At 69.1% G+C, this 25,563-nt stretch carries 23 protein-coding genes; 9 read left to right on the top strand and 14 right to left on the bottom strand.

The genetic code is table 11. The features are described 5' to 3' along the window. Positions 1-57: 57 nt before the first annotated feature. Positions 58-357, top strand: a complete 300-nt coding sequence (locus tag AC0KTM_RS10800; protein WP_225328828.1) for a GlsB/YeaQ/YmgE family stress response membrane protein — start codon at positions 58-60, stop codon at positions 355-357. Between the two features lie 47 nt (positions 358-404). Then, a complete protein-coding gene (locus AC0KTM_RS10795; protein WP_225328829.1) occupies positions 405-1,433 on the top strand; it encodes a zinc-binding alcohol dehydrogenase family protein in 1,029 nt (342 codons plus the stop codon). Positions 1,434-1,439: 6 nt separating this feature from the next. On the opposite strand, the gene AC0KTM_RS10790 is transcribed toward AC0KTM_RS10795, so the two are convergent. The 4 genes from AC0KTM_RS10790 to AC0KTM_RS10775 all read right to left on the bottom strand — a co-directional run bounded on the left by AC0KTM_RS10790 (position 1,440) and on the right by AC0KTM_RS10775 (position 6,602). After that, positions 1,440-2,201: a CPBP family intramembrane glutamic endopeptidase gene (locus AC0KTM_RS10790; protein ID WP_225328830.1), complete on the bottom strand. Its 762-nt coding sequence runs from the start codon at positions 2,199-2,201 to the stop codon at positions 1,440-1,442. Positions 2,202-2,306: 105 nt separating this feature from the next. Beyond that, on the bottom strand, positions 2,307-4,688 hold the full coding sequence (locus AC0KTM_RS10785; protein ID WP_238955858.1) for a phosphoketolase family protein: 2,382 nt from the start codon (positions 4,686-4,688) through the stop codon (positions 2,307-2,309). Between the two features lie 30 nt (positions 4,689-4,718). Further along, positions 4,719-5,567 carry an SDR family oxidoreductase gene (locus tag AC0KTM_RS10780; RefSeq protein ID WP_238955857.1) on the bottom strand — a complete coding sequence of 283 codons (849 nt, stop codon included), beginning with the start codon at positions 5,565-5,567 and terminating at the stop codon, positions 4,719-4,721. A 111-nt stretch (positions 5,568-5,678) separates the two neighbouring features. Then, positions 5,679-6,602 carry an undecaprenyl-diphosphate phosphatase gene (locus tag AC0KTM_RS10775; protein ID WP_225328833.1) on the bottom strand — a complete coding sequence of 308 codons (924 nt, stop codon included), beginning with the start codon at positions 6,600-6,602 and terminating at the stop codon, positions 5,679-5,681. A 212-nt stretch (positions 6,603-6,814) separates the two neighbouring features. On the opposite strand from AC0KTM_RS10775, the gene AC0KTM_RS10770 reads away from it, so the two are divergent. From AC0KTM_RS10770 to AC0KTM_RS10760, 3 genes are all read left to right on the top strand, one after another. Further along, complete coding sequence (locus AC0KTM_RS10770) at positions 6,815-9,217, top strand: CaiB/BaiF CoA-transferase family protein (RefSeq protein WP_275254124.1); 2,403 nt, start codon at positions 6,815-6,817, stop codon at positions 9,215-9,217. Positions 9,218-9,310: 93 nt separating this feature from the next. Beyond that, positions 9,311-10,795: an acetyl-CoA acetyltransferase gene (locus AC0KTM_RS10765; RefSeq protein WP_225328835.1), complete on the top strand. Its 1,485-nt coding sequence runs from the start codon at positions 9,311-9,313 to the stop codon at positions 10,793-10,795. 112 nt (positions 10,796-10,907) lie between these two features. After that, a complete protein-coding gene (locus tag AC0KTM_RS10760) occupies positions 10,908-13,067 on the top strand; it encodes an NAD-dependent epimerase/dehydratase family protein (protein WP_225328836.1) in 2,160 nt (719 codons plus the stop codon). Here the strand turns inward: AC0KTM_RS10760 and AC0KTM_RS10755 are convergent. The 7 genes from AC0KTM_RS10755 to AC0KTM_RS10725 form a co-directional block, all read right to left on the bottom strand. Beyond that, complete coding sequence (locus AC0KTM_RS10755) at positions 13,041-14,273, bottom strand: NAD(P)/FAD-dependent oxidoreductase (RefSeq protein WP_238955854.1); 1,233 nt, start codon at positions 14,271-14,273, stop codon at positions 13,041-13,043. The genes AC0KTM_RS10760 and AC0KTM_RS10755 overlap by 27 nt on opposite strands. Before the next feature lie 46 nt (positions 14,274-14,319). Then, the gene (locus AC0KTM_RS10750; protein WP_238955853.1) at positions 14,320-15,045 is read right to left on the bottom strand and encodes a DUF72 domain-containing protein; all 726 of its coding nucleotides are present in this window, start codon (positions 15,043-15,045) and stop codon (positions 14,320-14,322) included. 7 nt (positions 15,046-15,052) lie between these two features. Next, the gene (locus AC0KTM_RS10745; RefSeq protein ID WP_225328839.1) at positions 15,053-15,679 is read right to left on the bottom strand and encodes an endonuclease; all 627 of its coding nucleotides are present in this window, start codon (positions 15,677-15,679) and stop codon (positions 15,053-15,055) included. A 41-nt stretch (positions 15,680-15,720) separates the two neighbouring features. Beyond that, positions 15,721-16,053 carry a TfoX/Sxy family protein gene (locus tag AC0KTM_RS10740; RefSeq protein WP_238955852.1) on the bottom strand — a complete coding sequence of 111 codons (333 nt, stop codon included), beginning with the start codon at positions 16,051-16,053 and terminating at the stop codon, positions 15,721-15,723. A gap of 8 nt (positions 16,054-16,061) precedes the next feature. Next, a complete protein-coding gene (locus AC0KTM_RS10735) occupies positions 16,062-16,439 on the bottom strand; it encodes a nitroreductase family deazaflavin-dependent oxidoreductase (RefSeq protein WP_374109746.1) in 378 nt (125 codons plus the stop codon). 61 nt (positions 16,440-16,500) lie between these two features. After that, positions 16,501-18,822, bottom strand: coding sequence for an endopeptidase La (gene lon / locus AC0KTM_RS10730; RefSeq protein WP_238955851.1), 2,322 nt, complete (start codon positions 18,820-18,822; stop codon positions 16,501-16,503). Between the two features lie 122 nt (positions 18,823-18,944). Next, on the bottom strand, positions 18,945-20,204 hold the full coding sequence (locus tag AC0KTM_RS10725) for an alpha-hydroxy acid oxidase (RefSeq protein ID WP_225328843.1): 1,260 nt from the start codon (positions 20,202-20,204) through the stop codon (positions 18,945-18,947). A gap of 19 nt (positions 20,205-20,223) precedes the next feature. On the opposite strand from AC0KTM_RS10725, the gene AC0KTM_RS10720 reads away from it, so the two are divergent. Further along, positions 20,224-20,661, top strand: coding sequence for a DUF1810 domain-containing protein (locus tag AC0KTM_RS10720; RefSeq protein WP_225328844.1), 438 nt, complete (start codon positions 20,224-20,226; stop codon positions 20,659-20,661). 162 nt (positions 20,662-20,823) lie between these two features. Here the strand turns inward: AC0KTM_RS10720 and AC0KTM_RS10715 are convergent, their stop codons facing one another. From AC0KTM_RS10715 to AC0KTM_RS10705, 3 genes are read right to left on the bottom strand one after another with little or no spacing between them, the layout of a single operon-like run. Then, entirely contained in the window at positions 20,824-22,152 is a 1,329-nt protein-coding gene (locus AC0KTM_RS10715; RefSeq protein ID WP_238955850.1) for an alpha-amylase family protein, read from the bottom strand. Positions 22,153-22,162: 10 nt separating this feature from the next. Beyond that, on the bottom strand, positions 22,163-22,699 hold the full coding sequence (locus AC0KTM_RS10710) for an alkyl hydroperoxide reductase (RefSeq protein ID WP_225328846.1): 537 nt from the start codon (positions 22,697-22,699) through the stop codon (positions 22,163-22,165). Positions 22,700-22,737: 38 nt separating this feature from the next. Continuing rightward, positions 22,738-23,325, bottom strand: coding sequence for a peroxiredoxin (locus AC0KTM_RS10705; RefSeq protein WP_225328847.1), 588 nt, complete (start codon positions 23,323-23,325; stop codon positions 22,738-22,740). Between the two features lie 102 nt (positions 23,326-23,427). On the opposite strand from AC0KTM_RS10705, the gene AC0KTM_RS10700 reads away from it, so the two are divergent. The 3 genes from AC0KTM_RS10700 to AC0KTM_RS10690 are packed head-to-tail and all read left to right on the top strand — an operon-like array spanning position 23,428 to position 25,555. Further along, positions 23,428-24,363: a hydrogen peroxide-inducible genes activator gene (locus AC0KTM_RS10700; RefSeq protein WP_225328848.1), complete on the top strand. Its 936-nt coding sequence runs from the start codon at positions 23,428-23,430 to the stop codon at positions 24,361-24,363. Positions 24,364-24,399: 36 nt separating this feature from the next. Next, positions 24,400-25,101, top strand: a complete 702-nt coding sequence (locus AC0KTM_RS10695; protein WP_225328849.1) for an EthD domain-containing protein — start codon at positions 24,400-24,402, stop codon at positions 25,099-25,101. 10 nt (positions 25,102-25,111) lie between these two features. Next, positions 25,112-25,555 carry a TIGR03618 family F420-dependent PPOX class oxidoreductase gene (locus AC0KTM_RS10690; RefSeq protein WP_225328850.1) on the top strand — a complete coding sequence of 148 codons (444 nt, stop codon included), beginning with the start codon at positions 25,112-25,114 and terminating at the stop codon, positions 25,553-25,555. The last annotated feature ends 8 nt before the right edge of the window (positions 25,556-25,563 follow it).

Below are 25,563 nucleotides of genomic sequence, written 5' to 3'. Positions count from 1 at the left end.
CGAAGTGACGGCCCAGCAAAGTGCTGGGCTTTGCCAGCGATTGCAAGGAGACCCGCGATGGACATCATGGCAGCTACGGAATTCCTCGCTCGATCAAGCACACTCACCAGCGTCGGCTGGATCGGCTACATCATCATCGGCGGTATCGCCGGTGCGATCGCCAGCAAGATCATCCGCGGTAGCGGAGCCGGCATCCTGATGGACATCGTGATCGGCATTGTGGGCGCCCTGGTCGGCGGGTTCATCCTGAGCTTCTTCGTCGACACCGCGAGCGGCGGCTATTTCTTCACCTTCTTCACCGCCCTGCTCGGCTCGGTGATCCTGCTCTGGATCGTCGGCATGGTGCGCAGGACGTAGCGGGCCTAACCCGTTGCGGCCGTGGTGGTTAGCGGCATGATGGTGTGATGGCGTCACCGGTGACCACCACGGCAATGCGGGCCTGGCGGGTGCGTCGGCCCGGGCCGATGGACACCGGCCCGCTCGAGCAGGTCACCGCCGAGGTGCCGCGGCCGGCGCCGGCCGAACTGCTGGTGGCGGTGCGCGCGTGCGGGGTGTGCCGCACCGACTTGCACGTCACCGAAGGCGACCTTCCCGTCCACCGCGACCGGGTCACCCCCGGCCACGAGGTGGTCGGCGAGGTCGTCGAAATCGGCCCGGAGGCCGGCGACGAGTTCCGGGTGGGGGACCGGGTGGGCATCGCCTGGCTGCGCCACACCTGCGGCGTGTGCAAATACTGCCGCCGCGGCGACGAAAACCTCTGCCCGAAATCCCGCTACACCGGCTGGGACGCCGACGGCGGCTACGCCGAATTCGCCACCGTCCCGGCCGCTTTCGCGCATCCCCTGCCCAGCGGCTACAGCGACAGCGAACTCGCCCCGTTGCTGTGCGCGGGCATCATCGGTTATCGCTCGCTCCTTCGCGCCGACCTGCCGCCCGGTGGGCGCCTGGGCCTCTATGGCTTCGGCGGTAGCGCCCACCTCACCGCGCAGGTCGCCCTGGCCCAAGGCGCCGAGGTGCACGTAATGACCCGCGGATCACGCGCCCGCGAGCTGGCGCTGGAACTCGGCGCCGCGTCCGCGCAAGGCGCGGCGGATCGGCCGCCTGCGCCGCTGGACTCCGCGATCCTCTTTGCCCCGGTCGGTGATCTGGTGCTGCCCGCGCTCGAGGCGCTGGATCGCGGTGGCACGCTGGCGATCGCCGGGATCCACCTGTCGGACATCCCGGCGCTGAGTTACCAGCGTCACCTGTTTCAGGAACGCCAGGTGCGATCGGTCACGTCCAACACCCGGGCCGACGCGCGGGCCTTCCTCGACTTCGCGGCTCAGCACCACATCGAGGTGACCACCCCGGAATACCCTCTGGGACAAGCCGATCGGGCGTTGGCGGATTTGAGCGCGGGGCGCATCGCGGGCGCGGCGGTGCTGCTGGTGTGACCGGCGTCAGGTGGACAGATGCCACACGAACGCGGCGGCGAGCGCACCGAGGCCATTCAGTGACCAGTGCAGTGCGATCGGCGCGATCAGGCTGCCGCTGCGCCGGCGCAGCCAGCTGAAGACGAATCCCGCGGCGCCCGTCGCCAACACGGCGCCGGCCACCCCGGCCAGCATTCCCACGATTCCGCCGCCGAACAGCCGGGTGAAGCCCACGTTGCTGCTGGTCAGTCCGAACGACGTGGCGACGTGCCAGAGTCCGAACAGCAGCGAGCCCGCCAGCGCGACCCCGCGAAAGCCCCACGCCCGGTTGAGCGCGCCGTGCAGGACGCCCCGGAAGGCCAGCTCCTCGGGGATGACGGTCTGCAGCGGGATGATGACCATCGAGGCGACCATCGCCCCCGAGATCGTGGCGTAGCGGTTGTTCAGGAACATCGGCCGCGTCGCCGGCAGCAGCACGCCGATCGCGATCACCGTGGCCACGACGGCCACGGCCGCCAGCGCATAACCCAGTCCCGGCTTCCAGTGCTCGCGGCCGAGGCCGAGGTCCGCCCAGCCCAAACCGCGGCACCGCATCAAGATGACCAGCCCGACGGCGGCGGCCGGGACGGTCGCGATGCTCGCCCACGGCGTTGTGAAATGCGCGATCAGGTCCGTCAGCACGAGCACCACGACGACGACGGCGATGTCGAGATGGATCCGGAACCGGTGGGCCGCCGAAAGCTGGGGCACCACAGGGTGAACGTCGGCTATCCCGGTGGCCTCAAGCATCCGGCCAGTCTACCGGCGGCCCCCCGGCGCACCAGGGCAACGCGATTGCCGTCACACGAATCTCATCGTCGCTTTGTTCCAGTTGGATGGGTCGCCTCGCTCGCATCACTCACTTCGCTCGTTCTGCTCGCTCGGCTCCCAGGTCCACCCCGAAATCTTCGGGTCGTCCTCGCCGTGCTCGCGGGTGTACATCCGCGCGGCCAGGCGGGCGTCGACCATGCGCTGCCGCAGCATGGCGGCGCGGCTGGCCAATCCGTCGACGCGGTCGATGACGTCGATGACCAGATGGAAGCGGTCCAAATCGTTGAGCATCACCATGTCGAAGGGCGTCGTCGTGGTGCCGCGTTCCTTGAAGCCGCGCACGTGCATGTGCGCGTGGTTGGTGCGGCTGTAGGTGAGCCGGTGGATCAGCCACGGATAGCCGTGGTAGGCGAAGATGACCGGCCGGTCCGGGGTGAACAGCGCGTCGAACTCGCGGTCCGGCAGGCCGTGCGGGTGCTCGGTATCGGGCTGCAACCGCATCAGGTCGACGACGTTGACCACCCGGACGGCCAGCTCCGGCAGCTCGGAGCGCAGGATGTCGGCGGCGGCCAGCGTCTCCAACGTCGGGATGTCCCCGGCGCACGCCAGCACCACGTCGGGCTCGTCGGTGGCGGTGCTCGCCCACTCCCAGATGCCCAGTCCGCGGGTGCAGTGCGCGATGGCCTGGTCCATGTCGAGATAGGCCAGCGCGGGCTGCTTGCCGGCGACGATGACGTTGATGTAGTCGCGGCTGCGCAGGCAGTGATCGGCCACCGACAGCAGCGTGTTCCCGTCCGGCGGCAGGTACACCCGGGTCAGCTCGGGTCGCTTGTTGGCGACGAGGTCGATGAAACCCGGGTCCTGATGCGATGCGCCGTTGTGGTCCTGCCGCCACACATGCGAGCTCAGCAGGTAGTTCAGCGACGCGATCGGCCGCCGCCACGGCAACTCCCGGCTGGTGGCAAGCCATTTCGCGTGCTGGTTCATCATCGAGTCGACGATGTGCACGAACGCCTCGTAGCAGTTGAACAGGCCGTGCCGCCCGGTCAGCAAATAGCCCTCCAGCCAGCCCTGGCACAGGTGCTCCGACAGCACCTCCATCACGCGGCCGTCGGGCGCCAGGTGCTCGTCGTCGGGCTCGATCTCGGACAGCCACACCTTGTCGGTCGATCCGTAGACGGCGTCGAGCCGATTCGAGGCCGTCTCGTCGGGGCCCATGAGCCGGAATCGGTCCTTGTTGCGGGCGATCACGTCGCGCAGGAAGCCGCCCAGCACCCGGGTGGCCTCGTGCGTGACGGCCGCCGGCCGCTCGACCGCGACGGCGTAGTCACGAAAGTCCGGCAGGTCGAGGTCGTGCAGCAACAGCCCGCCGTTGGCGTGGGGGTTGGCGCTCATCCGCCGATCACCGGTGGGCGCCAGCGCCCGCAGCTCCGGACGCAGCCGGCCGGTTTCGTCGAAAAGCTCCTCGGGTCGGTAGCTGCGCAGCCACTCCTCGAGCTGGGCGCGGTGTTCGGGATTGCCGTGCGTCTCGGCCAGTGGCACCTGGTGCGAGCGCCAGGTGCCCTCGACCTTCTTGCCGTCCACCACCTTTGGCCCGGTCCAGCCCTTGGGGGTGCGCAGCACGATCATCGGCCACACCGGCCGCTCGACCCCGTTGCCGCCGCGCGCCGCGCTCTGGATGGCCGCGATGTCGTCGAAGGCGTCGTCGAGGGCGGCGGCGAGCTGTTGGTGCACGTCGGCCGGGTCGTCACCGGCCACCGTGATCGGCCGGTACCCGTAGCCGCGCAGCAGCGATTCCAGTTCCGCGTGCGGGATGCGGGCCAGCACCGTCGGGTTGGCGATCTTGTAGCCGTTGAGCGCCAGGATCGGCAGCACGGCGCCGTCGGTCACCGGGTCGAGGAATTTGTTGGAGTGCCAGCTGGCGGCCAGCGGCCCGGTTTCGGCCTCGCCGTCACCGACGACGCAGGCCACCACCAGATACGGGTTGTCCAGGGCGGCGCCGAAGGCGTGCACCAGCGCGTAGCCGAGCTCGCCGCCTTCGTGGATGGATCCCGGCGTCTGGGCCGCGACGTGGCTGGGGATGCCGCCGGGGAAGGAGAACTGCCGGAACAGCTTGCGCAGGCCCTCGGTGTCCTCCTCGATGCCGGTGTAGACCTCGCTGTAGGTGCCCTCGAGGTAGGCGTTGGCGACCAGCCCGGGTCCGCCGTGACCCGGCCCGGTCACGTAGATGACGTCGGCGTCGCGGCGGCGGATGACCCGATTCAGGTGCGCGTAGACAAGGTTCAGCCCCGGTGTCGTGCCCCAGTGCCCCAGCAACCGCGGTTTGACGTGCTCGGTGGTCAGCGGCTCGGTGAGCAGCGGGTTGTCGAGGAGATAGATCTGCCCGACCGACAAATAATTGGCGGCGCGCCAGTACTTGTCGATCAGGGCGAGTTCGTCGTCGGAGAGCGCGGTTGCGTCGGTCATCTCACCGATTGTTCCCACCGATCCCTCCCGCTACTCCTCCCCGCGGGCGCGGGCTTCGTACGCCTGCCGCTTTTCGACGTCGACGTCGTCGGTGAAGACGTGGTCGCCGCCGAGCATCCGGTTGAGGCCCTCGGCGATCCGGCGCGGCCAGAATTTCTGGGACACCACCATCGCTCCCGCGGCCTTGGTGACCCGCACCCGCGGCTTGGGGTGGGCCACCAGCTTGACGATCGCGTCGGCGATCTCGGCGGGCTCGGCGTTGCGGAACCCCTTGGCCCCGTTGGTGCCCGCGGTGAGCTCGGTGTTGACGAACGTCGGCAACACCGCCGAGAACTTCACCCCGGCCGAGCGGTACTCCAGCCGCGCCGAGTCGGTGAACGCGACCACCGCGTGCTTGCTGGCGCAGTAGGTCGCCAGGCCGACGATGTAGAGCTCACCGGCCAGGGAGGCGACGTTGATGACGTGGCCGGTGCCGCGGGGGACCATGCGCTGGGCCGCCAGCTTGCTGCCCAGGATCACGCCGTAGACGTTGATGTCCAGAATCCGCCGGGTGACCGCGTCCGGCTCGTCGACGATCCGGCCGACCGGCATGATGCCGGCGTTGTTGATCAGCACGTCGATCGGGCCGAGCCGGCGTTCGACCTGGTCGAGGAAATCGGAGAAGGAGTGCGGGTCGGTGACGTCGAGTTTGCCGTAGACGTCGAGGCCGAGGTCGGCGCCCGACTCCTTCACCCGCACCTCGTCGACGTCGCCGATGGCGACCTTGGCGCCCAGATTGTGCAGCGCGGTCGCGGTCGCCAGCCCGATTCCCCGGGCTCCGCCGGTGATGACGATGACCTTTCCGCGGACTTTGAGGCCGAGGGAACCCGTGTCTGCCATATTCGGTGCCTTCCAGATTCTTGACGGGTGTCAACTAGACAATCCGGTAAGCACAGCACTCGAAGTCCGGCCGCGCAACAGCCGGTGGGCCTCACGTGCGACGCGCGAGGTTCAGTGCACGGCGAGCCACACCAGGCTGGCGGCCCCGGCCAGGGCGCAGTAGATCGCGAACGGGGTCAGCGTCCGGGTCTGGAAGTACCGGGTGAGGAAGCGCACGGCCAGGTAGGCGCAGACGAAGGAGGCGACGCTGCCGGCCAGCACCTGGCCGCCGATGCCGGCGCCCAGCGGCCCGAAGAGCTCCGGAATCTTGTACACCCCGGCGGCCAGGATGATCGGCGTCGCGAGCAGGAAGGAGAAGCGGGCGGCGTCCTCGTGCGACAGGCCGCGCCACAGGCCGGCCACGATGGTGATCCCCGAACGGCTGATACCGGGAAACAGGGCGAGGATCTGCGCGGCGCCGATCACCAGGCCGCGGGGCAGCGGAAGTTGGGCGAGCCGCTGGTCCGAGGCCTCGTCGCCGTGTTCGAGCTCCGCGTCGGCCGTTGCGGGTGTGCCCGGCGCGGGCGCGGGCGCGATGCGGCGGCGCAGGACCTCGCCCACGTACAGGGCGATGCCGTTGAGCAACAGGAACGTCGCCGCCGGGACGGGCTTGCCGAGCGTGGTGCGGAACAGCTGCTCGAGCGCCAGCCCGGCCAGGCCCACCGGGATGGTGCCCGCCACGATCAGCCAGGCCAGCCGCTCGTCGGGCGTCTGAATGCGGCGATACCGCAGCGACGAGAAGAACCCCGACAGGATGCGCGCCCAGTCGCGCCAGAAAAAGAGCAGCAGGGCGGCGGCGGTGGCCACATGCAGGCCGACGATGAACGCCAGGTAGGGCGAGTGGGGGGCCGAGACGCTGAGGTCTTCAGCCCACCGGCCGCCGACGAGCGCCGGCACCAACACCGCGTGCCCCAGGCTGGAGACCGGGAACAGCTCGGTGACGCCCTGGAACGCGCCGACCACCACGGCCTCGACGTAGCTCAGGTGCGCGGTCATAGCGGAGGCCTCCATCGGACGACGGGTCGCGGTCGGCCTGTGACGATAGCCCACGCCGCGCCGGCGCGGGTCCCCGACTGAGCCTTCGGGCCGACCCCGACCGGCGGGCGCCGAATCCGCTTGCCCACCCGGCCTTTTCACCGCATCCCGCCCCGTCAGGGTGGGTGAGCGCCCGTCGTGCAGCGCCCTGACCAGGCAGGTACGGTGTGCAGATGGTCGACGGGTTGCTCGATGCCGTGCGCGTCCTCGACGTGACGAGTGGGGTGGCCGACGCGGTGACCCGCCTGTTCGCCGACCTGGGTGCCGACGTTCTGAAGGTGGAACCGCCGGGCGGCTGCCTGGGGCGTGACGCGCTGCCGACGCTGCGCGGCGCCAGCATCCCGTTCGCCGTGCACAACGCCAACAAGCGCAGCGCGGCGCTCGACCCCTTCGATGACGACGACTGCGCCCGCTTCCTCGATCTGGCCGCCGACGCCGACATCGTCGTGGACGCCGGCGCCGACGAGCGCGGCGCCATGTTCGGGACCTCCGGCGAGGAGCTGGCCGCCCGCTACCCACACCTGGTGGTGCTGTCGATCACCGACTTCGGCGCGACGGGCCCGCGCTCCTCGTGGCGCGCCACCGATCCGGTGCTGTACGCGATGTGCGGCGCGCTGTCGCGGTCCGGCCCCACCACCGGCACCCCGGTGTTGCCGCCGGACGGCATCGCGTCGGCCACCGCGGCCGTCCAGGCGGCGTGGGCCGCGCTCGCGGCGTACTACAACCGACTGCGTTGCGGCACGGGAGATTACATCGACTTCTCGTGGTTCGACGCGGTCGTCATGGCCCTCGACCCGGCCTTCGGCGCGCACGGGCAGGCCGCCGCCGGCATCCGGCGGACGGGGCGGTGGCGGGGGCGCCCGAAGAACCAGGACGCCTACCCGATCTATCCCTGCCGGGACGGCTACGTCCGGCTGTGCGTGATGGCGCCCCGGCAGTGGCGGGGTCTGCGGCGCTGGCTGGGGGAGCCCGAAGATTTCCAAGACCCCAGATACGACGTGATCGGCGCGCGGTTCGCGGTGTGGCCACAGATCAGCGAGCTGCTGGAGAAGCTGTTCGCCGGACAGACCATGAAGGATCTGGTGGCCGCCGGCCAGGCGCACGGGGTGCCCATCGCGGCGGTGCTGACGCCGGCGCGGATCCTGGGGTCCGAACACTTCCAGGCGGTCGGCGCGATCACCGACGCCGAACTCGTCCCGGGCGTGCGCACCGGCGTGCCGACCGGATATTTCGTGGTCGACGGCCGGCGCGCGGGTTTTCGCACGCCGGCGCCCGCCGCGGGGCACGACGAACCGTATTGGCGCGGCAACCCGTCGGTGGTGCCGTCGGCCTCGGGCCGGCTCGGCGATTATCCCTTTGCGGGACTGCGGATTTTGGATCTTGGCATCATCGTCGCCGGCGGTGAGCTGAGCCGGCTGTTCGGCGACCTGGGCGCCGACGTGATCAAGGTCGAAAGCGCCGATTACCCCGACGGGCTGCGGCAGGCCCGCGTCGGCGAGGCCATGAGCGAGTCCTTCGCCTGGACGCACCGCAACAACCGCGGTTTGGGGCTGGACCTGCGCAGCGCGGAGGGCAAGAAGGTCTTCGGCCGGCTGGTCGCCGAGGCCGACGCGGTCTTCGCCAACTTCAAGCCGGGAACCCTTACCGCACTGGGGTTTTCCTACGACGAGCTGCGCGCCCTCAACCCGCGGATCGTGCTCGCCGAGAGCAGCGCGTTCGGCGACACGGGGCCGTGGAACGCGCGGCTGGGATACGGCCCACTGGTGCGCGCCACGACCGGCGTCACCCGGCTCTGGACGAGCGACGGCCCGGGGGAGGGCACCGAGGCGGCGCGGCACGCGTTTTACGACGCGACGACGGTATTCCCCGACCACGTGGTGGGCCGCGTCACCGCGATCGCCGCGCTCGCCGCGCTGATCCACCGCGACCGGACGGGCAACGGAGCCCACGTCCACATCTCCCAGGCCGAAGTCGTGGTCAACCAGCTCGACACCCTGTACGTCACGCAAGCCGCGCTGGCCGCGGGCGTCGCCCAGATCCGGCAGGACACCAGCCTGCACGCCGTCTACCCCTGCGCGGGCGACGACGAATGGTGCGTCATCTCGATCCGCTCGGACGACGAATGGCGGCGCGCCGCCTCGGTTTTCGACCACCCCGAATGGGCGGATGACCCACGGTTCGCCACCGGGGAAGCCCGACTGGACAATCGGGGCGAGTTAGAGGAACGGGTCTCGGCCTGGACCCGCACCCGCACCCCGCCGCGGGCCGCCGAACTGCTGCAGTCCGCGGGTGTTCCGGCCGGACCGATGAACCGTCCGCCCGACATACTCGAGGATCCGCAGCTGATCGCGCGAAATGTGTACAGCGCCATGACTCATCCGCTGATCGAGAACCCACTGCCCGCCGAGACGGGCCCGGCGCCCTACCGCCACATCCCGTCGGCCCGGCGGGCGCCGGCACCGCAGCCCGGGCAGGACACCGTCGAGATCTGCCGAAACGTGCTGGGAATGAATGCCGCCGACATTCAGCGGCTGATCGACGACCGCGTGCTGTTCGCCCCGCCCGCCGACGCCTGAGCCACCCCCAGATCGCCCGAGTGTGCGGCCAGCCGCACGCTCGCGGCCGAATGTGCGGCGAGCCGCCCGTTGGGGGTCCGATAAGTTCGTCGTATGACCGTCGACCCCAGGACCCCGGTGTTGGTCGGCTACGGCCAGGTCAACCATCGCGACGAGATCGACCCGTCGAAGCGGTCCGTCGAGCCGATGGACCTGATGGTGGCCGCCGTCGAGCGGGCCGCCGGCACCGCGGTGATCGAGGCCGTCGATTCCATTCGGATCGTGAACATCCTGTCGGCCCAGTACCGCGATCCCGGCCTGTTGCTCGGCCAGCGCATCGGCGCCTCCGACTTCACCACGCTGTACAGCCCGGTCGGCGGCAATGTGCCGCAATCCCTGCTCAACCAGGCCTGCCTGGACATCCAGCGCGGCCGCGCGGGCGTCGTGCTGCTGGCCGGCGCCGAAACCTGGCGTACCCGGCGGGGGCTGCGGGCCCAGGGCGGCAAGCTGGTGTGGACCGAGCAGGACCGCTCCGTGCCGATGGCCGAGGTCAGCGGCGACGACGTCCCGATGGCCGGCGACGCCGAGATCAGGATCCAGCTCGACCGGCCTTCCTACGTCTACCCGCTGTTCGAGGAGGCGCTGCGGGTGGCAAACGGCGAGTCGATCGACGATCACCTCGAGCGCATCGGGGAGCTGTGGGCGCGGTTCAACGCGGTGGCGGTCGACAACCCGCACGCATGGATCCGCACGCCGTCGAGCGCCGACGAGATCCGCCGGGCGGGCCCGCAGAACCGCATGATCAGCTGGCCCTACACCAAGCTGATGAACTCCAACAACATGGTCGACCAGGGCGCGGCGCTCGTCCTGACCTCGGTCGAGCAGGCCAGGAGGCTGAAGATCCCGGCCGATCAATGGGTGTACCCGCACGCGGGCACCGACGCGCACGACACACCGTCCATCGCGGAGCGTCACGAACTGCACCGGTCCACGGCCATCCGGATCGCCGGTGCACGCGCGCTCGAGTTGGCCGGGCTGGGCATCGACGACGTCGACTACGTCGACCTGTACTCGTGCTTTCCCTCCGCGGTGCAAGTGGCGGCGGCCGAACTCGGGCTGGGGGTCGACGACCCCGCCCGGCCGCTGACCGTGACCGGCGGGCTGACGTTCGCCGGCGGCCCGTGGAGCAACTACGTGATGCATTCGATCGCCACCATGGCGGAGTTGCTGGTGGCCAATCCGGGCCGGCGCGGGCTGATCACCGCCAACGGCGGCTACCTGACCAAACACAGCTTCGGCGTCTACAGCACCGAACCGCCGGCCGAATTTCGTTGGGAGGACACGCAACCGGCCGTCGATCGGGAGCCGACGACCGACGCGGTGGTCGAGTGGGAGGGTGTCGGCACCGTCGAGGCCTGGACCACGCCGTACGACCGCGAGGGGCGGCCGGAGAAGGCCTTTCTGGCCGTGCGCACACCCGATGGGTCGCGTGCGCTGGCCGTGGTCACCGATGACGCCGCGACGCAGGCATCGGTGCGTGAAGATATCGGTGGCGCCAAGGTTGCCGTCGCCGCGGACGGCAGCGCGACGCTGCAATAGGCCCGTCGCGGGCACGACGCCAGGTCAGGGCGCCGATCGTGCGGTAACGGTCGCGTAGCCCAGGCCGACTTGCCTATTGTTGAGTGCTGAGGGTTGGGGGAGGTGAGCCCAGGTGCACATCCTGGTTACCGACGCCACCGGCGCACTCGGGCGCCTGGTCGCTGGGCAGCTCATCGCTGCCGGGCACACGGTCAGCGGCATTGCTGAGCTCCCGCATCCCTGCCTGGACCGCAACGTCGAATTTGTTTGCGCATCGCTGCGCGACCGCGTCTTGCGGGAACTCACCGACGAGGCCGACGCGGTCATCCATCTGGCCCCGATCGATCCCACCGCGCCCGGCAGCGCCGGCATGGACGGGCTGGCGCGGGTCACCGACGCGGCGGCCCGGGCCGGTTCCCGTCTGTTGTTCGTGTCGCAGGCCGCGGGCCGGCCCGAGCTGTATCGACCGGCGGAGGACCTGGTGTCCTCGAGTTGGGGGCCCACCGCGGTCATCCGGATCGCGCCACCGGTCGGGCGCCAACTCGACTGGATGGTGTGCCGCACCGTGGCCACGCTGTTGCGCAGCAAGGTCTCCGCGCAACCCATGCGCGTGCTGCATCTCGACGACCTGATGCGTTTTCTGGTCCTGTCTTTGAACACCGATCGCACCGGCGTGGTGGACCTCGCCAGCCCGGACACCGTCAACATGGTCACGGCCTGGCGGGTGTTGCGAGCCACCGACCCACGCTCCCGGCTGCATCGGGTCCGCAGTTGGGCGCAGCTGATGCCGGAGTTCGACGTCGCTGCGGCACAAGAGGATTGGATGTTCGAGTACGGCTGGCACGCGCTTGACGCGGTCGCCGACACCGCGCGCGGACTCGTCGGGCGCCGGCTCGACACCGCCGGCGCGATCAACCAGGGGGGACAGCTCGCGCTGCCCGTCGAGGTGCTGCCGCAATCCCGGCGACCGGCCGGCGACGACGTGCGCACCGCCGCGCCGGAAGGCATGGAAGGCGAATTCGACGATCAGATCGATGCGCGGTTCCCGGTTTTCAGCGGCGCCGCGCTGGCCGAGGCGCTGCCCGGACCGCTCACCCCGATCACGCTGGACGTCCAGCTGAGCGGGCTGCGCACCGCGAGCCGGGTGTTGGGACAGGTGCTCGCGCTCGGCGGCGTGGCCGAGGCCGAATGGGGCAGCCGGGCCATCGCGGTGTTCGGGCACCGCGCCTACGTCGGGGTGTCGGTCAACATGGTCGCGGCCGGCCAGCTGCCCGGGTGGGACCAGGACGCCGTGGTCCGCGACGCCCTCGTCGGCCAGCCCCAGGTCGGCGATCCGCTGCCGTTCGGCGAGCCGGCCGGGACGACGGGCGCGCTTGGCTCGGTCGCCAAGGCGGTCGCCGCGGGACGGTCGGTTGCGCTCTTGCGTCACCTGCGGGCCGACACCCGGGCGTATTGCGCCGTCGCGGAAGCCGAGCACCTCGATGCCACCCAACTGGCGTTGCTGCCCGAAGCCGCTCTGGAAGTGCGGCTGCGGCTGTTGCGCGACCGGATCCACCAAGGCTGGATCCTCAACGCGCTCTGGTTGATCGACACCGGTGTCAGCGCCGCGGCGCCGGTCCGCCGCCAGGCCGGCCGCAGCGTGCCGGGGATGGGCATGATCACCGACAGCGGGCTCGTCGCGGCGGAGATCGCGGAGTTGGCGTCGGCGCTGCGGGCCGACCCGCCGTTGTGCGGGCTGGCGGCCGAGGGCAACCTCGCGAGCATTCGTGCGCTGTCACCGAAGACCGCCGCCACCGTGGATGCGGTCGTCGCACGCATCGGGCACCGCGGCCCGGGCGAGGCCGAGCTGGCCAGCACGACCTTCGCCGACGACCCGACGATGTTGCTGACCGCCGCCGCGGCGGCCGCGCCCCCCGACCCCGCGTCGGCCACGCTGGCCGAGCGGCTTGCCGCCAACGCGCGCGGTTCGCGGGAGCTGGCCCACGACACCACGATGCGGTTCACGCACGAGCTGCGGATGACGTTGCGCGCGTTGGGATCTCTGCGGGTCGAGGCGGACCTGATCGACGCCGTCGACGACGTGTACTACTTGACCTGCAATGAACTGGTCACCATGCCGGGCGACGCGCGGCTGCGGATCAAACGCCGCCGCACCGAACGCGAACGCCTGCAGGCGCAGTGCCCACCGGACGTCATCGACGGAGCCTGGGCGCCCGTCCCGCCCGGCGCCGACGGCTCGGGCGCCGAGCCCACCGCCGAGGACGGCTCAGCCGAGCAGCTCGCCCAGGGGTGATTGCGGGTCGGCCAGTTTGGCGGGGTCGACGGACGCCTTGGAGCGGATCAGCGCTTTGACGTCGTCAAGCACGTCCCAGATGTTGACGTTCATTCCGGCCAGCACCCGGTTCTCGCCGTCGAGCCAGAAGGCGACGAACTCGCGGCCGGCGACATCGCCGCGGAACACCACCCGCTCAAAGCTGGGGGCGTGGCCGGCGTACTCCATGCCGAGGTCGTATTGATCGGTGAAGAAATAGGGTAGCTCCGCGTATTCGCTTGGCCTGCCCAGCATCCCAGCCGCCGCCACGGCGGGCTGCTTGAGCGCGTTGGCCCAGTGCTCGGTGCGGATGCGGGTGCCGAATAGGGGGTGTTCGGCGGCGGCGATGTCGCCGACCGCATAGATGTCGGGATCGCTGGTGCGCAACGACGCGTCGACGAGCACCCCGCCGTCACCCAGGGAGAGCCCGGCCTGCTCGGCCAGTTCGATGTTGGGTTTGGCGCCGACGGCCACCAGCACGGCGTCGGCGGCGATCGTCTCGCCGTCCCGCATTCGCAGGCCGGTCGCCGAACCGTCGGCCCGGGTGATCTCCTCGACCTGCGTCTCGAGCCGAAGATCCACCCCGTGCTCGCGATGCAGGGCGGCGAACACCTCGCCGACGGTCTCACCCAGCGCGGCCATCAGCGGTTGTTTGGCGGCTTCGACGACGGTGACGTCGACGCCTCGCTGACGCGCACTCGCGGCCACTTCCAGCCCGATCCACCCGGCCCCGACGACCGCGAGCGAAGTCCCTTCGGTCAGCACGGCATTCAACGCGGCGGCGTCTTCATAGGTGCGTAGGTAATGCACACCGCCGGAGTCCGATCCCGGTATCGGCGGGCGCCGCGAGGCCGATCCCGTCGCCAACAGCAGCTTGTCGTAGGGAACGGTGGCGCCGTCGGGCAACCCCACGGTGTGGCCGGCCGCGTCCAGGGCGGTCACCCGCGTGTTGAGCCGGAGGTCGACGTTGTTGTCGCGGTACCAGTCGGAGTTCTGCACGGTGAAATCGTTCAGCGACTTTTTGCCGGCCAGATAGTCCTTCGACAGCGGGGGCCGCTCGTAGGGCAGATGCTCCTCGTCGGCGAACACAATGATGTGTCCATCAAAACTGTTGTCGCGCAACGCTTCTATGGCTTTGGCTGCCGCGAGTCCGCCGCCGATGATGACGAAGCTGGTCGAATTGGCCATGGTTCGTGCTCCGTTCTCCTGGATTTTTCAGCCTACCCGTGGGCGCTCAACGCAACAGCTCGCGCAGGTCGAGCGCATTGCGGACCGCGTGGCCGCCCAGGTCGTTGTTGAAGTACATCCACACGTCTTTTCCGTCACCGTCCCACGCGGTGATCCGGTCGGCCCAGCGCCGCAAGTCGTCGTCGGTGTAGGAACCGGCATAGTTCGCCTCCGGATCCGGCCCGTGCATCCGGATGTACACCAAATCGGTCGTCGCGCGGGGAATGCACGCAAGGCCGAGCCCACTCATGACCACATACGCGGCGCGATGGCGCTCCAATATCTCGAACACCGCGGGGTGATTCCACGACGGGTGCCGCAGTTCGACGGCGACGCGGATCGACGCGGGCATGAGCTGTAAGAACGAATCCAGGCGCGCGTCATCGCGCTGCTGTTCGGGGTGCAGTTGTACCAGCAGCACGCCACGGCGATCACCCAGGAGTTGCCAGCACCGTTCGAATCGTTCGATCCACGGCTCGGGGGAGGCCAGGCGACGGTAGTGCGTCAGACCGCGATGCGCCTTGACCGACATCGCGAAGCCGTCCGGCAGCTGATCGCGCCAGCCCTCGAACGTCGAATCCTTGGGCCACCGGTAGAAACTGGCGTTCAGTTCGACGGTGTCGAACACCTCGACATAGCGGGCGAGACGGCGCGCCGACGGTGTTCCCGGTGGATACAGCACATCGTTCCAGTGGTTGTACGACCACCCCGAGGTACCGATACGTATGGCCACTGCGCGCTCAGCCAGCCACCTGCTGACGCACATCGTCGTCCAGCGACGCCCTGACCAGAGCGGCGGCCAGCCGCGCATTATCCCGCGGCGCAAGGGTTCCCAGCTTCTTCGGCTCAGCGGGCAGCCCCAACCGCTTGGCGGTCCCGGTGGCCCGATCATCGAAGTACGGGCGCACCCAGGTCCACACGTCCTGCACCTCGCGGAGGTAGATGTCGGCACCGGTGTCGCCAATTCCCTTGAATTGCTTGAGCATCCGTTTCGCCGCGGCCACATCGTGCCCACTGCGATCGGCCAGTTCACGCAGATCACCCGAGTAGTCGTCGCGAATCCGTTGGGCCATATCGGTGAGCCGGGTGGCCGAGCTCTCGTCGTAACGCACGTAGTGCGCGCGCCCGAAGGCGTCGATCATGGTTTGTCGATCCGCGGCCAGCACCGCTTTGGGCGTCCGCAGGCCCGCCTTGAAGAGTTCACGCGCGGCGCCCATGGCGATGGCCGCGTCGATGGGTTTGCTGGCCAGCATGCACAGCACGAGAAGCTGGAACAGCGGCATCGGCTTGTCGCTCATCGTGATGCGCGCCTGTGCCGCATAAGTCGTGCCGGCAACGTCGAGCAGCCGTCGCACCCGGGAGTCCATACCGCATCGCGTACCCCCACGCTGCCGGGGCAAACCGCTCGCTATTTGGGCGGCAGGCTGCGGGCGTGCTCGACGCCGCGGGTGACCCAACTGTGAAGCTGGCGTTTGGTTTGCACCCCGGCGGCCTCGACGCGCAACCAGCCCCGGGCTTCCCGCCCGGCCATCACCATGGGGCCGACGTGCGCGCGCCCGGCGAGTTTGTCGGTGTCCTCGCGCGGCACCCGCACCAACAGTCCGCCCTGGCCGCTGACGGCCACCGACATGTTGCCGTTGACCAGGAACGCCAGACCGCCGAACATGCGCTTCTCGTCGATGCCGGGCTGGCCTGCGAGCAGTTCGCGGATCCGATTGGCCAGGTCTTCGTCGTAGGCCATGCGCCGGGTCAGTCGAGATCGACTCGGACGGTCAGCAGGTCGCTGCCCATCAGGCGCACCATCGCGCTGTTCAGCCGCGGCAGGTTGCCCAGGCGCTGCACCGCGTCGTCGTCGGGCAGGAGGTGGGCGGTGCCGTTGCGCCATTTGCCGGCGACGCGCACCCGCACAGCGGGATCGGCTTTGATATTGCGGATGTAGTCCGAGTGTTCGCCGTGTTCGGAGACCATCCAGAACTGGTTGTCCACGACGCGCCCGCCCACCGCGGTGCGCCGCGGTTGCCCGCTCTTGCGTCCCGTTGTTTCGAGCATGGTCATGGGCAGCTGCCGGCCGACCGGATTGACCAGCAGGCGTTGAACACGATGGACCACTTGTCGTTTGAGAGTCACGGGTTCATTCAACGCCGGGCGTGACCACGGGGAAAGCCCTGGGTCACGCCCGGCGTCGAGATCAGGCGGCCACCGTGGCGGCCCCGGCCGGCGGTTCGAGCGCCTGGGCCACGATCTCGGCGACGTCGGTCATGGGCCGCACGTCCAGCGCCTCGAGCACCTCGGCGGGCACGTCATCGAGATCCGGCTCATTGCGCGATGGAATGAAAACCGTTGACAGCCCGGCGCGTTGGGCGGCCAGCAGCTTTTGCTTCACACCGCCGATGGGCAGCACCCGGCCGTTCAGCGTGACCTCGCCGGTCATGCCGACGTCGGAGCGGACCTGGCGTCCGGTGGCCATGGAGACCAGGGCGGTCACCATGGTGACACCGGCCGACGGGCCGTCCTTGGGCACCGCGCCCGCCGGCACGTGCACGTGGATGCGCCGGTCCAGGGCCTTGGGATCCACACCGAGCTCGGCGGAGTGCGAGCGCACGTAGGACAGCGCGATCTGCGCCGACTCCTTCATCACGTCACCCAGTTGGCCCGTCAGTTGCAGGCCCGGCTCACCGTCGGTGGAGCCGGCCTCGATGTAGAGCACGTCACCGCCCAGGCCCGTCACGGCCAGGCCGGTGGCCACACCGGGCACCGCCGTCCGTTCGGCCGATTCCGGCATGAACCGCGGACGGCCCAGGTAGTCAACCAGATCCGGCTCATCGATGGTGATCGGTCCCGGATGGTCGGCCAGCCTGGTGGTCGCCTTGCGCAGCGCCTTGGCCAGCAGCCGTTCGAACTGTCGCACACCGGGTTCGCGGGTGTAGTCGGCGGCGATCTTGCGCAGCGCCGCGTCGGTCACCGCGACCTCGTCCTCGGTCAGCGCCGCGCGCTCCCGCTGCCGGGGCAGCAGGTAGTCCCGCGCGATGGCGACCTTGTCGTCCTCGGTGTAGCCGTCGATGGTCACCAGCTCCATGCGGTCCAGCAGGGCCGACGGGATGTTCTCGATCACGTTGGCGGTGGCCAGGAACACCACATCGGACAGATCCAGGTCCAGATCCAGGTAGTGGTCCCGGAAGGTGTGGTTCTGCGCCGGGTCGAGCACCTCGAGCAGCGCCGCGCTCGGGTCGCCGCGGTAGTCGGAACCGACCTTGTCGATTTCGTCCAGCAGCACAACGGGATTCATCGATCCCGCCTCACCGATCGCGCGCACGATCCGGCCCGGCAACGCGCCCACGTAGGTGCGACGGTGCCCGCGGATCTCGGCCTCGTCGCGCACGCCGCCCAGGGCGACGCGGACGAACTTGCGGCCCAACGCGCGGGCCACGCTCTCACCCAGCGACGTCTTGCCGACGCCGGGGGGACCGGCCAGGACCATCACGGCGCCGGAGCCGCGCCCGCCGACCACCTGCAGCCCGCGCTGGGCGCGACGGGCCCGCACGGCGAGGTATTCGACGATGCGATCTTTGACGTCGTCGAGGCCGTGGTGATCGGCGTCCAGCACCTCCCGCGCCGCCTTCAGGTCGGTGGAATCCTCGGTCTTGACGTTCCACGGCAGGTCGAGCACGGTGTCCAGCCAGGTGCGAATCCAGCCGCTCTCCGGGCTCTGGTCGCTCGAGCGTTCCAGCTTGCCGACCTCGCGCAGCGCCGCCTCGCGCACCGTCTCGGGCAGATCGGCCTGCTCGACGCGGGCCCGGTAATCATCCGAGCCGTCGGGTTCGCCCTCGCCCAGTTCCTTGCGGATGGCGGCCAGCTGCTGGCGCAGCAGGAATTCCTTCTGCGTCTTCTCCATGCCCTCGCGCACGTCTTCGGCGATCTTGTCGCTGACCTCGACCTCGGCGAGGTGATCGCTGGTCCAGTCGATCAGCACGCGCAGCCGCTCGGCGACGTCGATCGTCTCCAGCAGCTGTCTCTTCTGCGTGTTGGTCAGGTAGGACGCGTACCCGGAGGTGTCGGCCAGCGCCGACGGATCGGTCAGCCGGTTGACGTAGTCGATGATCTCCCAGGCCTCGCGGCGTTGCAGCATGGCCAGCAGCAGCTTCTTGTATTCCGCTGTCAGCGCCTTGATCTCGTCGGTCGCCTCGGTCTCGGGGACCTCGGTCACCTCGACCCACAGCGCCGCCCCGGGGCCGGATGCGCCCGCCCCGATCTGGGCCCTGCGCTCACCGCGCACCACCGCGGCGGTGCCGCCGCCGGCGATGCGCCCGACCTGCAGGATCTTCGCGATCACGCCGTGCGAGGGGTACCGGTCCTCGAGCCGGGGGGCGATCAGCAGCTGCCCCGACTCGCTGGCCTGGGCGGCGTCGGTCGCCGCGCGGGCCGCGTCGTCCAGCGCGATCGGCACCACCATTCCGGGCAGCACGATGGTGTCGGTGACAAACAGCACCGGCACCGACTTGGCTTCAGCCATCAAATCCTCCAAAAATTGAGTCTGATGCGCTTAACCCAGCCGGGCGCCGGTTTGTTCCCGTGGGCCCCGCGGTCGCGAGTGTGCGGCCAGCCTCACATTGAGGCCCGAGTGTGCGGCCAGCTTCACGCTGGCGGCACGGGGCCCAGCCGCCGCAGCTGCGTGACGTGCTGGGGCGAAAGCTCCTCGAGGCACGTGACGCCGAGCAGGCGCATGGTCCGGATCACCCCTTCGGCCAGGATGTCGATCGCACGGCTCACCCCCGCCTCACCGCCGGCCATCAGGCCGTACAGGTACGCCCGCCCGACCAGCGTGCACCGGGCGCCGAGCGCGATCGCCGCGACGATGTCGGCGCCCGACATGATGCCGGTGTCCACCAGGATCTCGGTGTGCTGACCCAGCTCACGCGCCACCGTGGGCAGCAGATGGAACGGCACCGGCGCCCGATCCAGTTGGCGCCCACCGTGATTGGACAACACGATGCCGTCGACGCCGCGGTCGACGACCGCGCGGGCATCGGCAAGCGTCTGAATCCCTTTCACGACGAGCTTGCCGGGCCATCGCTCCTTGATCCACTCCAGGTCGTCGAACGTGAGACTCGGGTCGAACATCGTGCTCAGGTATTCGGCGACCGTGCCGGGCCAGCGGTCCAGCGACGCAAACGCCAACGGCTCGGTGGTCAACAGATCGAACCACCACTTCGGGTGGGGCAACGCGTCCAGCACGGTGCGCAGCGTCAGCGTGGGCGGGATCGTCATCCCGTTGCGGTTGTCGCGCAGCCGCGCGCCGGAGACCGGGACGTCCACGGTGGCCAGCAGGGTGTCGAAGCCGGCGTCGGCCGCGCGTTTCACCAGCTCCATCGAGCGTTCGCGGTCGCGCCACATGTAGAGCTGAAACCACTTGCGGCCCTGCGGGACGGCGGTGACGAGGTCCTCGATCGCGCAGGTGCCCAAGGTGGACAGGGAAAACGGGATCCCCGCCCTGGCCGCCGCGTGCGCGCCGCCGATCTCGCCCTCGGTGTGCATCAGCCGGGTGAATCCGGTGGGCGCGATCGCGAACGGCAGCACGACCGGCTGGCCGAGCACGTTCCACCCTGCGGTCACTTGGGAGACGTCGCGCAGGATCGTCGGATGAAATTCGATGTCGCGGAAGGCTTGTCGGGCGCGTTCGATGGACAGCTCGTCTTCGGCGGCGCCGTCGGTGTAGTCGAACGCCGCCTTGGGGGTGCGCCGTTTGGCGATGCGCCGCAGGTCTTCGATGGTGTAGGCGGCGTCGAGCCGGCGCTTGGTCGCGTTGAGCTCGGGCCGCTTGAACTGCAGGAGCGGGGCGAGGTCGCGCACTTTGGGCACTCGTCGTCGGACGGCCTGTCGTCTTTCGAGTTCCATACTGTGCAACGGTAGTCGTATGGACTCGGCAGGCGACCCGTTCGATCTCCAACGCTTTGTGGACGCCCAGGAGCCGGCCTACGCCAATGTCGTCGACGAGTTACGCGGCGGGCGAAAGCGCAGTCACTGGATGTGGTTCGTCTTCCCGCAGCTGCGCGGCCTGGGCGGCAGCCCGACCGCGGTCCGCTACGGCATCTCCTCGCTGGACGAGGCTCGCGCGTACCTGCGCCATGAGCTGCTGGGCCCACGGCTGCGCGAGTGCGCCCGGCTGGTCACCGCGGTGCAAGGGCGATCGGTCGGGCAGATCTTCGGTTCGCCCGATGACCTCAAGCTGTGCTCGTCGATGACGCTGTTCGCCCACGCCACCGAGGACGACGGGGACTTCGTCGCGGTGCTCGAGAAGTATTACGGCGGACGCCAAGACGAGCTGACCCTGGCGCGCCTGGCGTCGCACTAGATCGGATGGCGGCGACCCGCTTCGCCCGGCTACGCCGCGTTCGCGATCGCCCCTAGACCAGATGGGGCGACCCGCTTCGCCCGGCTACGCCGCGTTCGCGATCGCCCCTAGACCGGATGGGGCGACCCGCTTCGCCCGGCTACGCCGCGTTCGCGATCGCCCCTAGACCGGACGCAGGATTCGCCAGCCGTGCGGTTCCACGACCAGCCTGTCGACGACGTCCGGCGGCGGCGCCGCCGATCCGCCGATGACCTGGGCGCGTCCCTTACCCAGCTCCGACAACGACACACGCAGGGGTTCGTCGTCGATGTTGAGCACCACCAGCAGGGCGTCGTCACCGTTGCGCGTCTCGTAGATATAGTGCCGGTTTTCCAGTCGCAGCGCGGTGGTGGATGCCGCATGCAGCCAGGGGTGACGGCGTCGCAGCCCGACCAGGTACTGGTGCAGCGCCCAGGTCTCGACACCGACGTCATCCAGTTGCAGTGGGGGAGAGCCGAATTCGGGACGAACCGCGTCGTCGCCGCCGAAACGTTCTTCCTTGACGCCGCGAAAACCGAGCTCGTCGCCCGCGTAGACGCTGGGCACCCCGCCGATGGTGAGCAGTAACACCAGCGCGTGGGCCGCATGCGCGGGGTTTTCCATCCGGCTGGCGATGCGGGTCACGTCGTGATTGCCGATGAACGTCAGCGGCGCGAATCGGCTCAGAAAGTCGTTGTGGCGCTGCAGCGCCCAGTCCAGTTCGAAGAAGTTGCCATCGTTGAGGCTGCTCCAGATCGCCTTCCACAACTCGTATTGGGTGGCCGAGTCGAAGGTGGCGGCCCCGACGACCGCGGCATAGTCGCCGTGGATGAGTTCGCCGACGAACCAGGCCTGCGGATAGCGCTCGCGCACGCGCGGCAAGGTCGAGGCCCAGAACTGTTGGGGCACGGCGTAAGCCGCATCGAGGCGCCAGCCGTCGGCGCCGCGCCCCAACCAGTGCGCCATTACCTCGACGGTGTAGTCGACGACGTCGGGGTTGTCGTGGTTGAGGGTGATCAGCCCGTCGTGGCCCTCGAACGTGTGAAAGCGTCCGGGACGCCCGCGAAACCAGCGCGCCGCGGCGTCGTCCTCGGCCGCCTCGCGATGGCGCGGGAAATCCACCCCGACGTGGTTGAACACGCCGTCGAGCAGGACGCGCAGGCCGCGTCGGTGCGCTTCGGCGACGAGGTGATCGAAATCGGCGTCGTCACCGAGCCGGGGATCGATGCGGTAGTGGTCGGTGGTGTCGTAACCGTGTGTGCGCGAGGCGAAGATCGGGCCCAGCGCGATGCCCGATGCCCCGAGTTCGATGGCGTGGTCCAACCAGTCGACGAGCCGCCGCAACCGGTGTTCGTCCGGTTGCGGCGGCTCGTTTGACTGCGGTACGGGGAACGCGCCCACGAACCCCAGCGGGTAGACCTGCCACCAGATGGCGTGCTGGACCCAGTCGGGTCCCGGCACGGCGCTGGTCACGACGGCGCGATCAGCCGACGGTCGCCAGCGTCTGGGAAGCGACAATCGCCTGGGCCACACCGGAAACGATCGCCGCGGCCTTCAGTGCCTCCTGGATGGTTTCCCGGCTGACACCGGCCTCGCGCAGCGTGTGCTCATGGGAAGCCACGCAGTCCGGGCATCCGTTGATCGACGACACCGCGAAGCACCACAGCTCGAAGTTCGCCTTTTCCACACCGGGATTGGCGATGATGTTCATCCGCAATCCCGCGCGCAGGTCGTCGTACTTGCCGTCGAGGAATCCCCGGCCACGGTAGAACACGTTGTTCATGGCCATGACCGATGCCGCTCCCAGCGCCGCGTTGTATGCCTCCGCGGACAAGATGTCGGCCGCCTCGGCGCCAATCTCGCTGAGCACCTGCGTGTTCCGAGTCGCCGCGGCGCTCGCCAAGAGCGTGCCCCACAGCTGCTCCTCGTTGAGCTCGGTCGTGCGGGTGATCGAGCCCAGGTTGAGCTTGAGGTCCTTGGCGTACTCCGGCAGCGCTTCCTTGAGATTCTCTACGCTCATCTCGCCTCCTATTCAGACCCTACGGGATCAGGCCCGGATCAGGCCGACTGCTTGAGCAACTCGGTGGCGTCCAGCGTCGGGTCGCCCTTGCGCCAGTTGCACGCGCACAACTCGTCGGACTGCAGTGCGTCGAGCACGCGCAGCACTTCCTCGACGTTGCGGCCCACCGAACCCGCGGTGACCGAAACGAACTGGATCTCGTTGTTGGGGTCGACGAGGAAGGTCGCCCGGTCGGCCACGCCGTCGGCGTTGAGCACGCCGGTGGCCAGGCTCAGCTCCCGCTTGATGTCCGAGAGCATCGGGAAGGGCAGCTTCTTGAGGTCCTCGTGCTGCGCGCGCCAGTTGAAGTGCACGAACTCGCTGTCGATCGAGACACCCAGAACCTGTGCGTCGCGGTCGGAGAACTCGTCGTTGAGCTTGCCGAAGGCGGCGATCTCGGTCGGGCACACGAAGGTGAAGTCCTTCGGCCAGAAGAACACCACGCGCCACTTGCCGGCGTGGTCCTCGGAGGTGATGGTGGTGAAGTAGTCGTCGGGCTGCTTGGCGTCGACCTTGGACAGATCGCCCGCGATCAACGCAGTGAGCTCGTAGTCGGGGAACTGGTCGCCGATGGTCAGCAGAGGCATATCCGCTCCTTATTTGGATTTACTCAAGATTAGCTTTCTGCCACCATGTTGCCGCCTACCCTTGTTGAAGTAAAGGTGATATTTCCCACTATACTTATAGGCATGTCCGATAAGAGTTATCAGCCGACGATCGCCGGCCTTCGCGCGTTCGTGGCGGTGGCCGAGAAGCACCAATTCAGCGGTGCCGCAACCGCTCTCGGGGTCAGCCAGTCGACGCTCTCGCAGGCCCTCTCCGCGCTGGAGACGGGACTGGCCACCCGCCTCGTCGAGCGCTCGACACGGCGTGTCTTCTTGACACCCCAGGGCACGGAGTTGTTGCCGCGGGCCCAGGCCGTCGTCGAGGCGGCCGACGCGTTCACCGCCGCCGCGGCGGGAACCTCGGACCCGTTGCGGACCGACATGCGGCTGGGGCTGATACCCACCGTGGCGCCCTACGTGCTGCCGACCGTGCTGGCCGGGGTGGCCGAGCAACTCCCGGAGCTGACCCTGCGGGTGACCGAGGACCAGACCGAACGGTTGCTGGCGGTCTTGCGCGAAGGGGCATTGGATGCGGCATTGATCGCCCTGCCCGCCGAGACCGCAGGCGTCAGCGCGATCCCCATCTACGACGAAGATTTCGTTCTCGCCCTGCCCCCCGGCCATCCGCTGGCGGGCAAGCGCCGCGTTCCGGCGACGGCGCTGGCCGACCTGCCACTGCTGCTGCTGGACGAGGGGCATTGCCTGCGCGATCAGGCGCTGGACGTCTGCCACAAGGCGGGGGTCCGAGCGGAGCTCGCCAACACCCGGGCGGCCTCACTGGCCACCGCGGTGCAATGCGTGACAGGCGGTTTGGGCGTGACGCTGATCCCGCAGAGCGCGGTGCCGGTCGAGGCCTCGCGAAGCCGCCTGGGCCTGGCGCAGTTCGCGGCGCCGCGCCCGGGCCGGCGAATCGGCTTGGTCTACCGCTCATCGAGCGGTCGCGACGAGTCCTACCGCCAGCTGGCCGCGCTCATCGGGAAATTGATCAGCAGCCAGCACCAAGTGCGCCTGGCGAAGTAGACCTGCCCGGCGGCCCCGCACCGGTAGGTTCGGCCTATGGAAAAGGTAATCGCCGTGCTCATGCGCGCCGACTCCGACGACGATTGGTGCGCCCGGCAGCGGGGGCCGGTCGCCGATGCGCTGCTGGAGCTGGGTGTGCTCGGATTGTCGGTCAATGTCCGTGACGACGCCGTGCGCCAGTCGTTGATGACGCTCACGACGCTGGACCCACCGGTCGCCGCGGTGGTGAGCATGTGGACCCAGCAGTGCTACGGCGAGCAGATGACGTCCGCGCTCGAGCTGCTCGCAAAGGAGTGTGAGCAGCTCGCCGCGTACCTGGTGACCGAATCGGTCCCGCTGAGCGCACCTGCCGTCGAGTCTGGTTCCCGCACACCGGGTTTGGCCAACATCGCGTTGCTGCGCCGGCCCGCGGACATGGACCAGGCGACGTGGCTGACCCGGTGGCAACGCGACCACACGCCGGTAGCCATCGAGACACAGTCGACGTTCGGCTACACCCAGAATTGGGTGGTGCGCACGCTCACCCCGGACGCGCCGGGAATCGCGGGCATCGTCGAGGAGTTGTTCCCTGCGGAGGCGATCACCGATCTTCAGGCGTTCTTCGGAGCCGCCGACGACGACGATCTACAACATCGATTGGGACGAATGGTGGCCAGCACGACGGCCTTTGGCGCCAACGAGAACATCGACACCGTGCCGACGAGCCGCTACGTCATCAGCACGCCGTTCGGGGACTGAGGATGACACGATGACGACACTGCGCGACGCCGTGGCATTGGCCGCGGCCGAAAGCGGACTGGCCGTCGTATCGACCGTTCGCGCTGACGGGACGGTGCAGGCGTCGCTGGTCAACGTCGGCCTGTTGTCACACCCGGCGAATGGTCAACCGGTCCTGGGGTTTACCACCTACGGCAGGGTCAAGCTGGCCAACCTGCGCGCCCGGCCGCAGTTGGCGATTACCTTCCGCAACGGGTGGCAGTGGGCGACGGTCGAGGGCCGCGCGGAGCTGGTCGGCCCCGACGACACCCAGCCATGGCTGACGGATCCCGATCGGCTACGAGTGCTGCTGCGCGATGTGTTCACCGCAGCGGGCGGCACCCACGACAACTGGGACGAGTACGACCGGGTGATGGCTTCGGAGGGGCGCGCCGTGGTGCTGATCGCGCCGACCCGCGTCTACAGCAATGGTTAGCCTCGCTA

This window comes from Mycobacterium sp. NTMscope_Eco_3, from assembly GCF_976985685.1.
This window is presented reverse-complemented; position numbering and strand designations above follow the sequence as displayed.

Excerpts from the sequence above, each read along its gene's own strand:
- AC0KTM_RS10800 (WP_225328828.1), top strand. The coding sequence starts at position 58 with ATGGACATCATGGCAGCTACGGAATTCCTCGCTCGATCAAGCACACTC.
- AC0KTM_RS10795 (WP_225328829.1), top strand. The coding sequence starts at position 405 with ATGGCGTCACCGGTGACCACCACGGCAATGCGGGCCTGGCGGGTGCGT.
- AC0KTM_RS10790 (WP_225328830.1), bottom strand. The coding sequence starts at position 2,201 with ATGCTTGAGGCCACCGGGATAGCCGACGTTCACCCTGTGGTGCCCCAG.
- AC0KTM_RS10785 (WP_238955858.1), bottom strand. The coding sequence starts at position 4,688 with ATGACCGACGCAACCGCGCTCTCCGACGACGAACTCGCCCTGATCGAC.
- AC0KTM_RS10780 (WP_238955857.1), bottom strand. The coding sequence starts at position 5,567 with ATGGCAGACACGGGTTCCCTCGGCCTCAAAGTCCGCGGAAAGGTCATC.
- AC0KTM_RS10775 (WP_225328833.1), bottom strand. The coding sequence starts at position 6,602 with ATGACCGCGCACCTGAGCTACGTCGAGGCCGTGGTGGTCGGCGCGTTC.
- AC0KTM_RS10770 (WP_275254124.1), top strand. The coding sequence starts at position 6,815 with ATGGTCGACGGGTTGCTCGATGCCGTGCGCGTCCTCGACGTGACGAGT.
- AC0KTM_RS10765 (WP_225328835.1), top strand. The coding sequence starts at position 9,311 with ATGACCGTCGACCCCAGGACCCCGGTGTTGGTCGGCTACGGCCAGGTC.
- AC0KTM_RS10755 (WP_238955854.1), bottom strand. The coding sequence starts at position 14,273 with ATGGCCAATTCGACCAGCTTCGTCATCATCGGCGGCGGACTCGCGGCA.
- AC0KTM_RS10745 (WP_225328839.1), bottom strand. The coding sequence starts at position 15,679 with ATGGACTCCCGGGTGCGACGGCTGCTCGACGTTGCCGGCACGACTTAT.
- AC0KTM_RS10740 (WP_238955852.1), bottom strand. The coding sequence starts at position 16,053 with ATGGCCTACGACGAAGACCTGGCCAATCGGATCCGCGAACTGCTCGCA.
- lon (WP_238955851.1), bottom strand. The coding sequence starts at position 18,822 with ATGGCTGAAGCCAAGTCGGTGCCGGTGCTGTTTGTCACCGACACCATC.
- AC0KTM_RS10725 (WP_225328843.1), bottom strand. The coding sequence starts at position 20,204 with ATGGAACTCGAAAGACGACAGGCCGTCCGACGACGAGTGCCCAAAGTG.
- AC0KTM_RS10720 (WP_225328844.1), top strand. The coding sequence starts at position 20,224 with ATGGACTCGGCAGGCGACCCGTTCGATCTCCAACGCTTTGTGGACGCC.
- AC0KTM_RS10710 (WP_225328846.1), bottom strand. The coding sequence starts at position 22,699 with ATGAGCGTAGAGAATCTCAAGGAAGCGCTGCCGGAGTACGCCAAGGAC.
- AC0KTM_RS10705 (WP_225328847.1), bottom strand. The coding sequence starts at position 23,325 with ATGCCTCTGCTGACCATCGGCGACCAGTTCCCCGACTACGAGCTCACT.
- AC0KTM_RS10700 (WP_225328848.1), top strand. The coding sequence starts at position 23,428 with ATGTCCGATAAGAGTTATCAGCCGACGATCGCCGGCCTTCGCGCGTTC.
- AC0KTM_RS10695 (WP_225328849.1), top strand. The coding sequence starts at position 24,400 with ATGGAAAAGGTAATCGCCGTGCTCATGCGCGCCGACTCCGACGACGAT.
- AC0KTM_RS10690 (WP_225328850.1), top strand. The coding sequence starts at position 25,112 with ATGACGACACTGCGCGACGCCGTGGCATTGGCCGCGGCCGAAAGCGGA.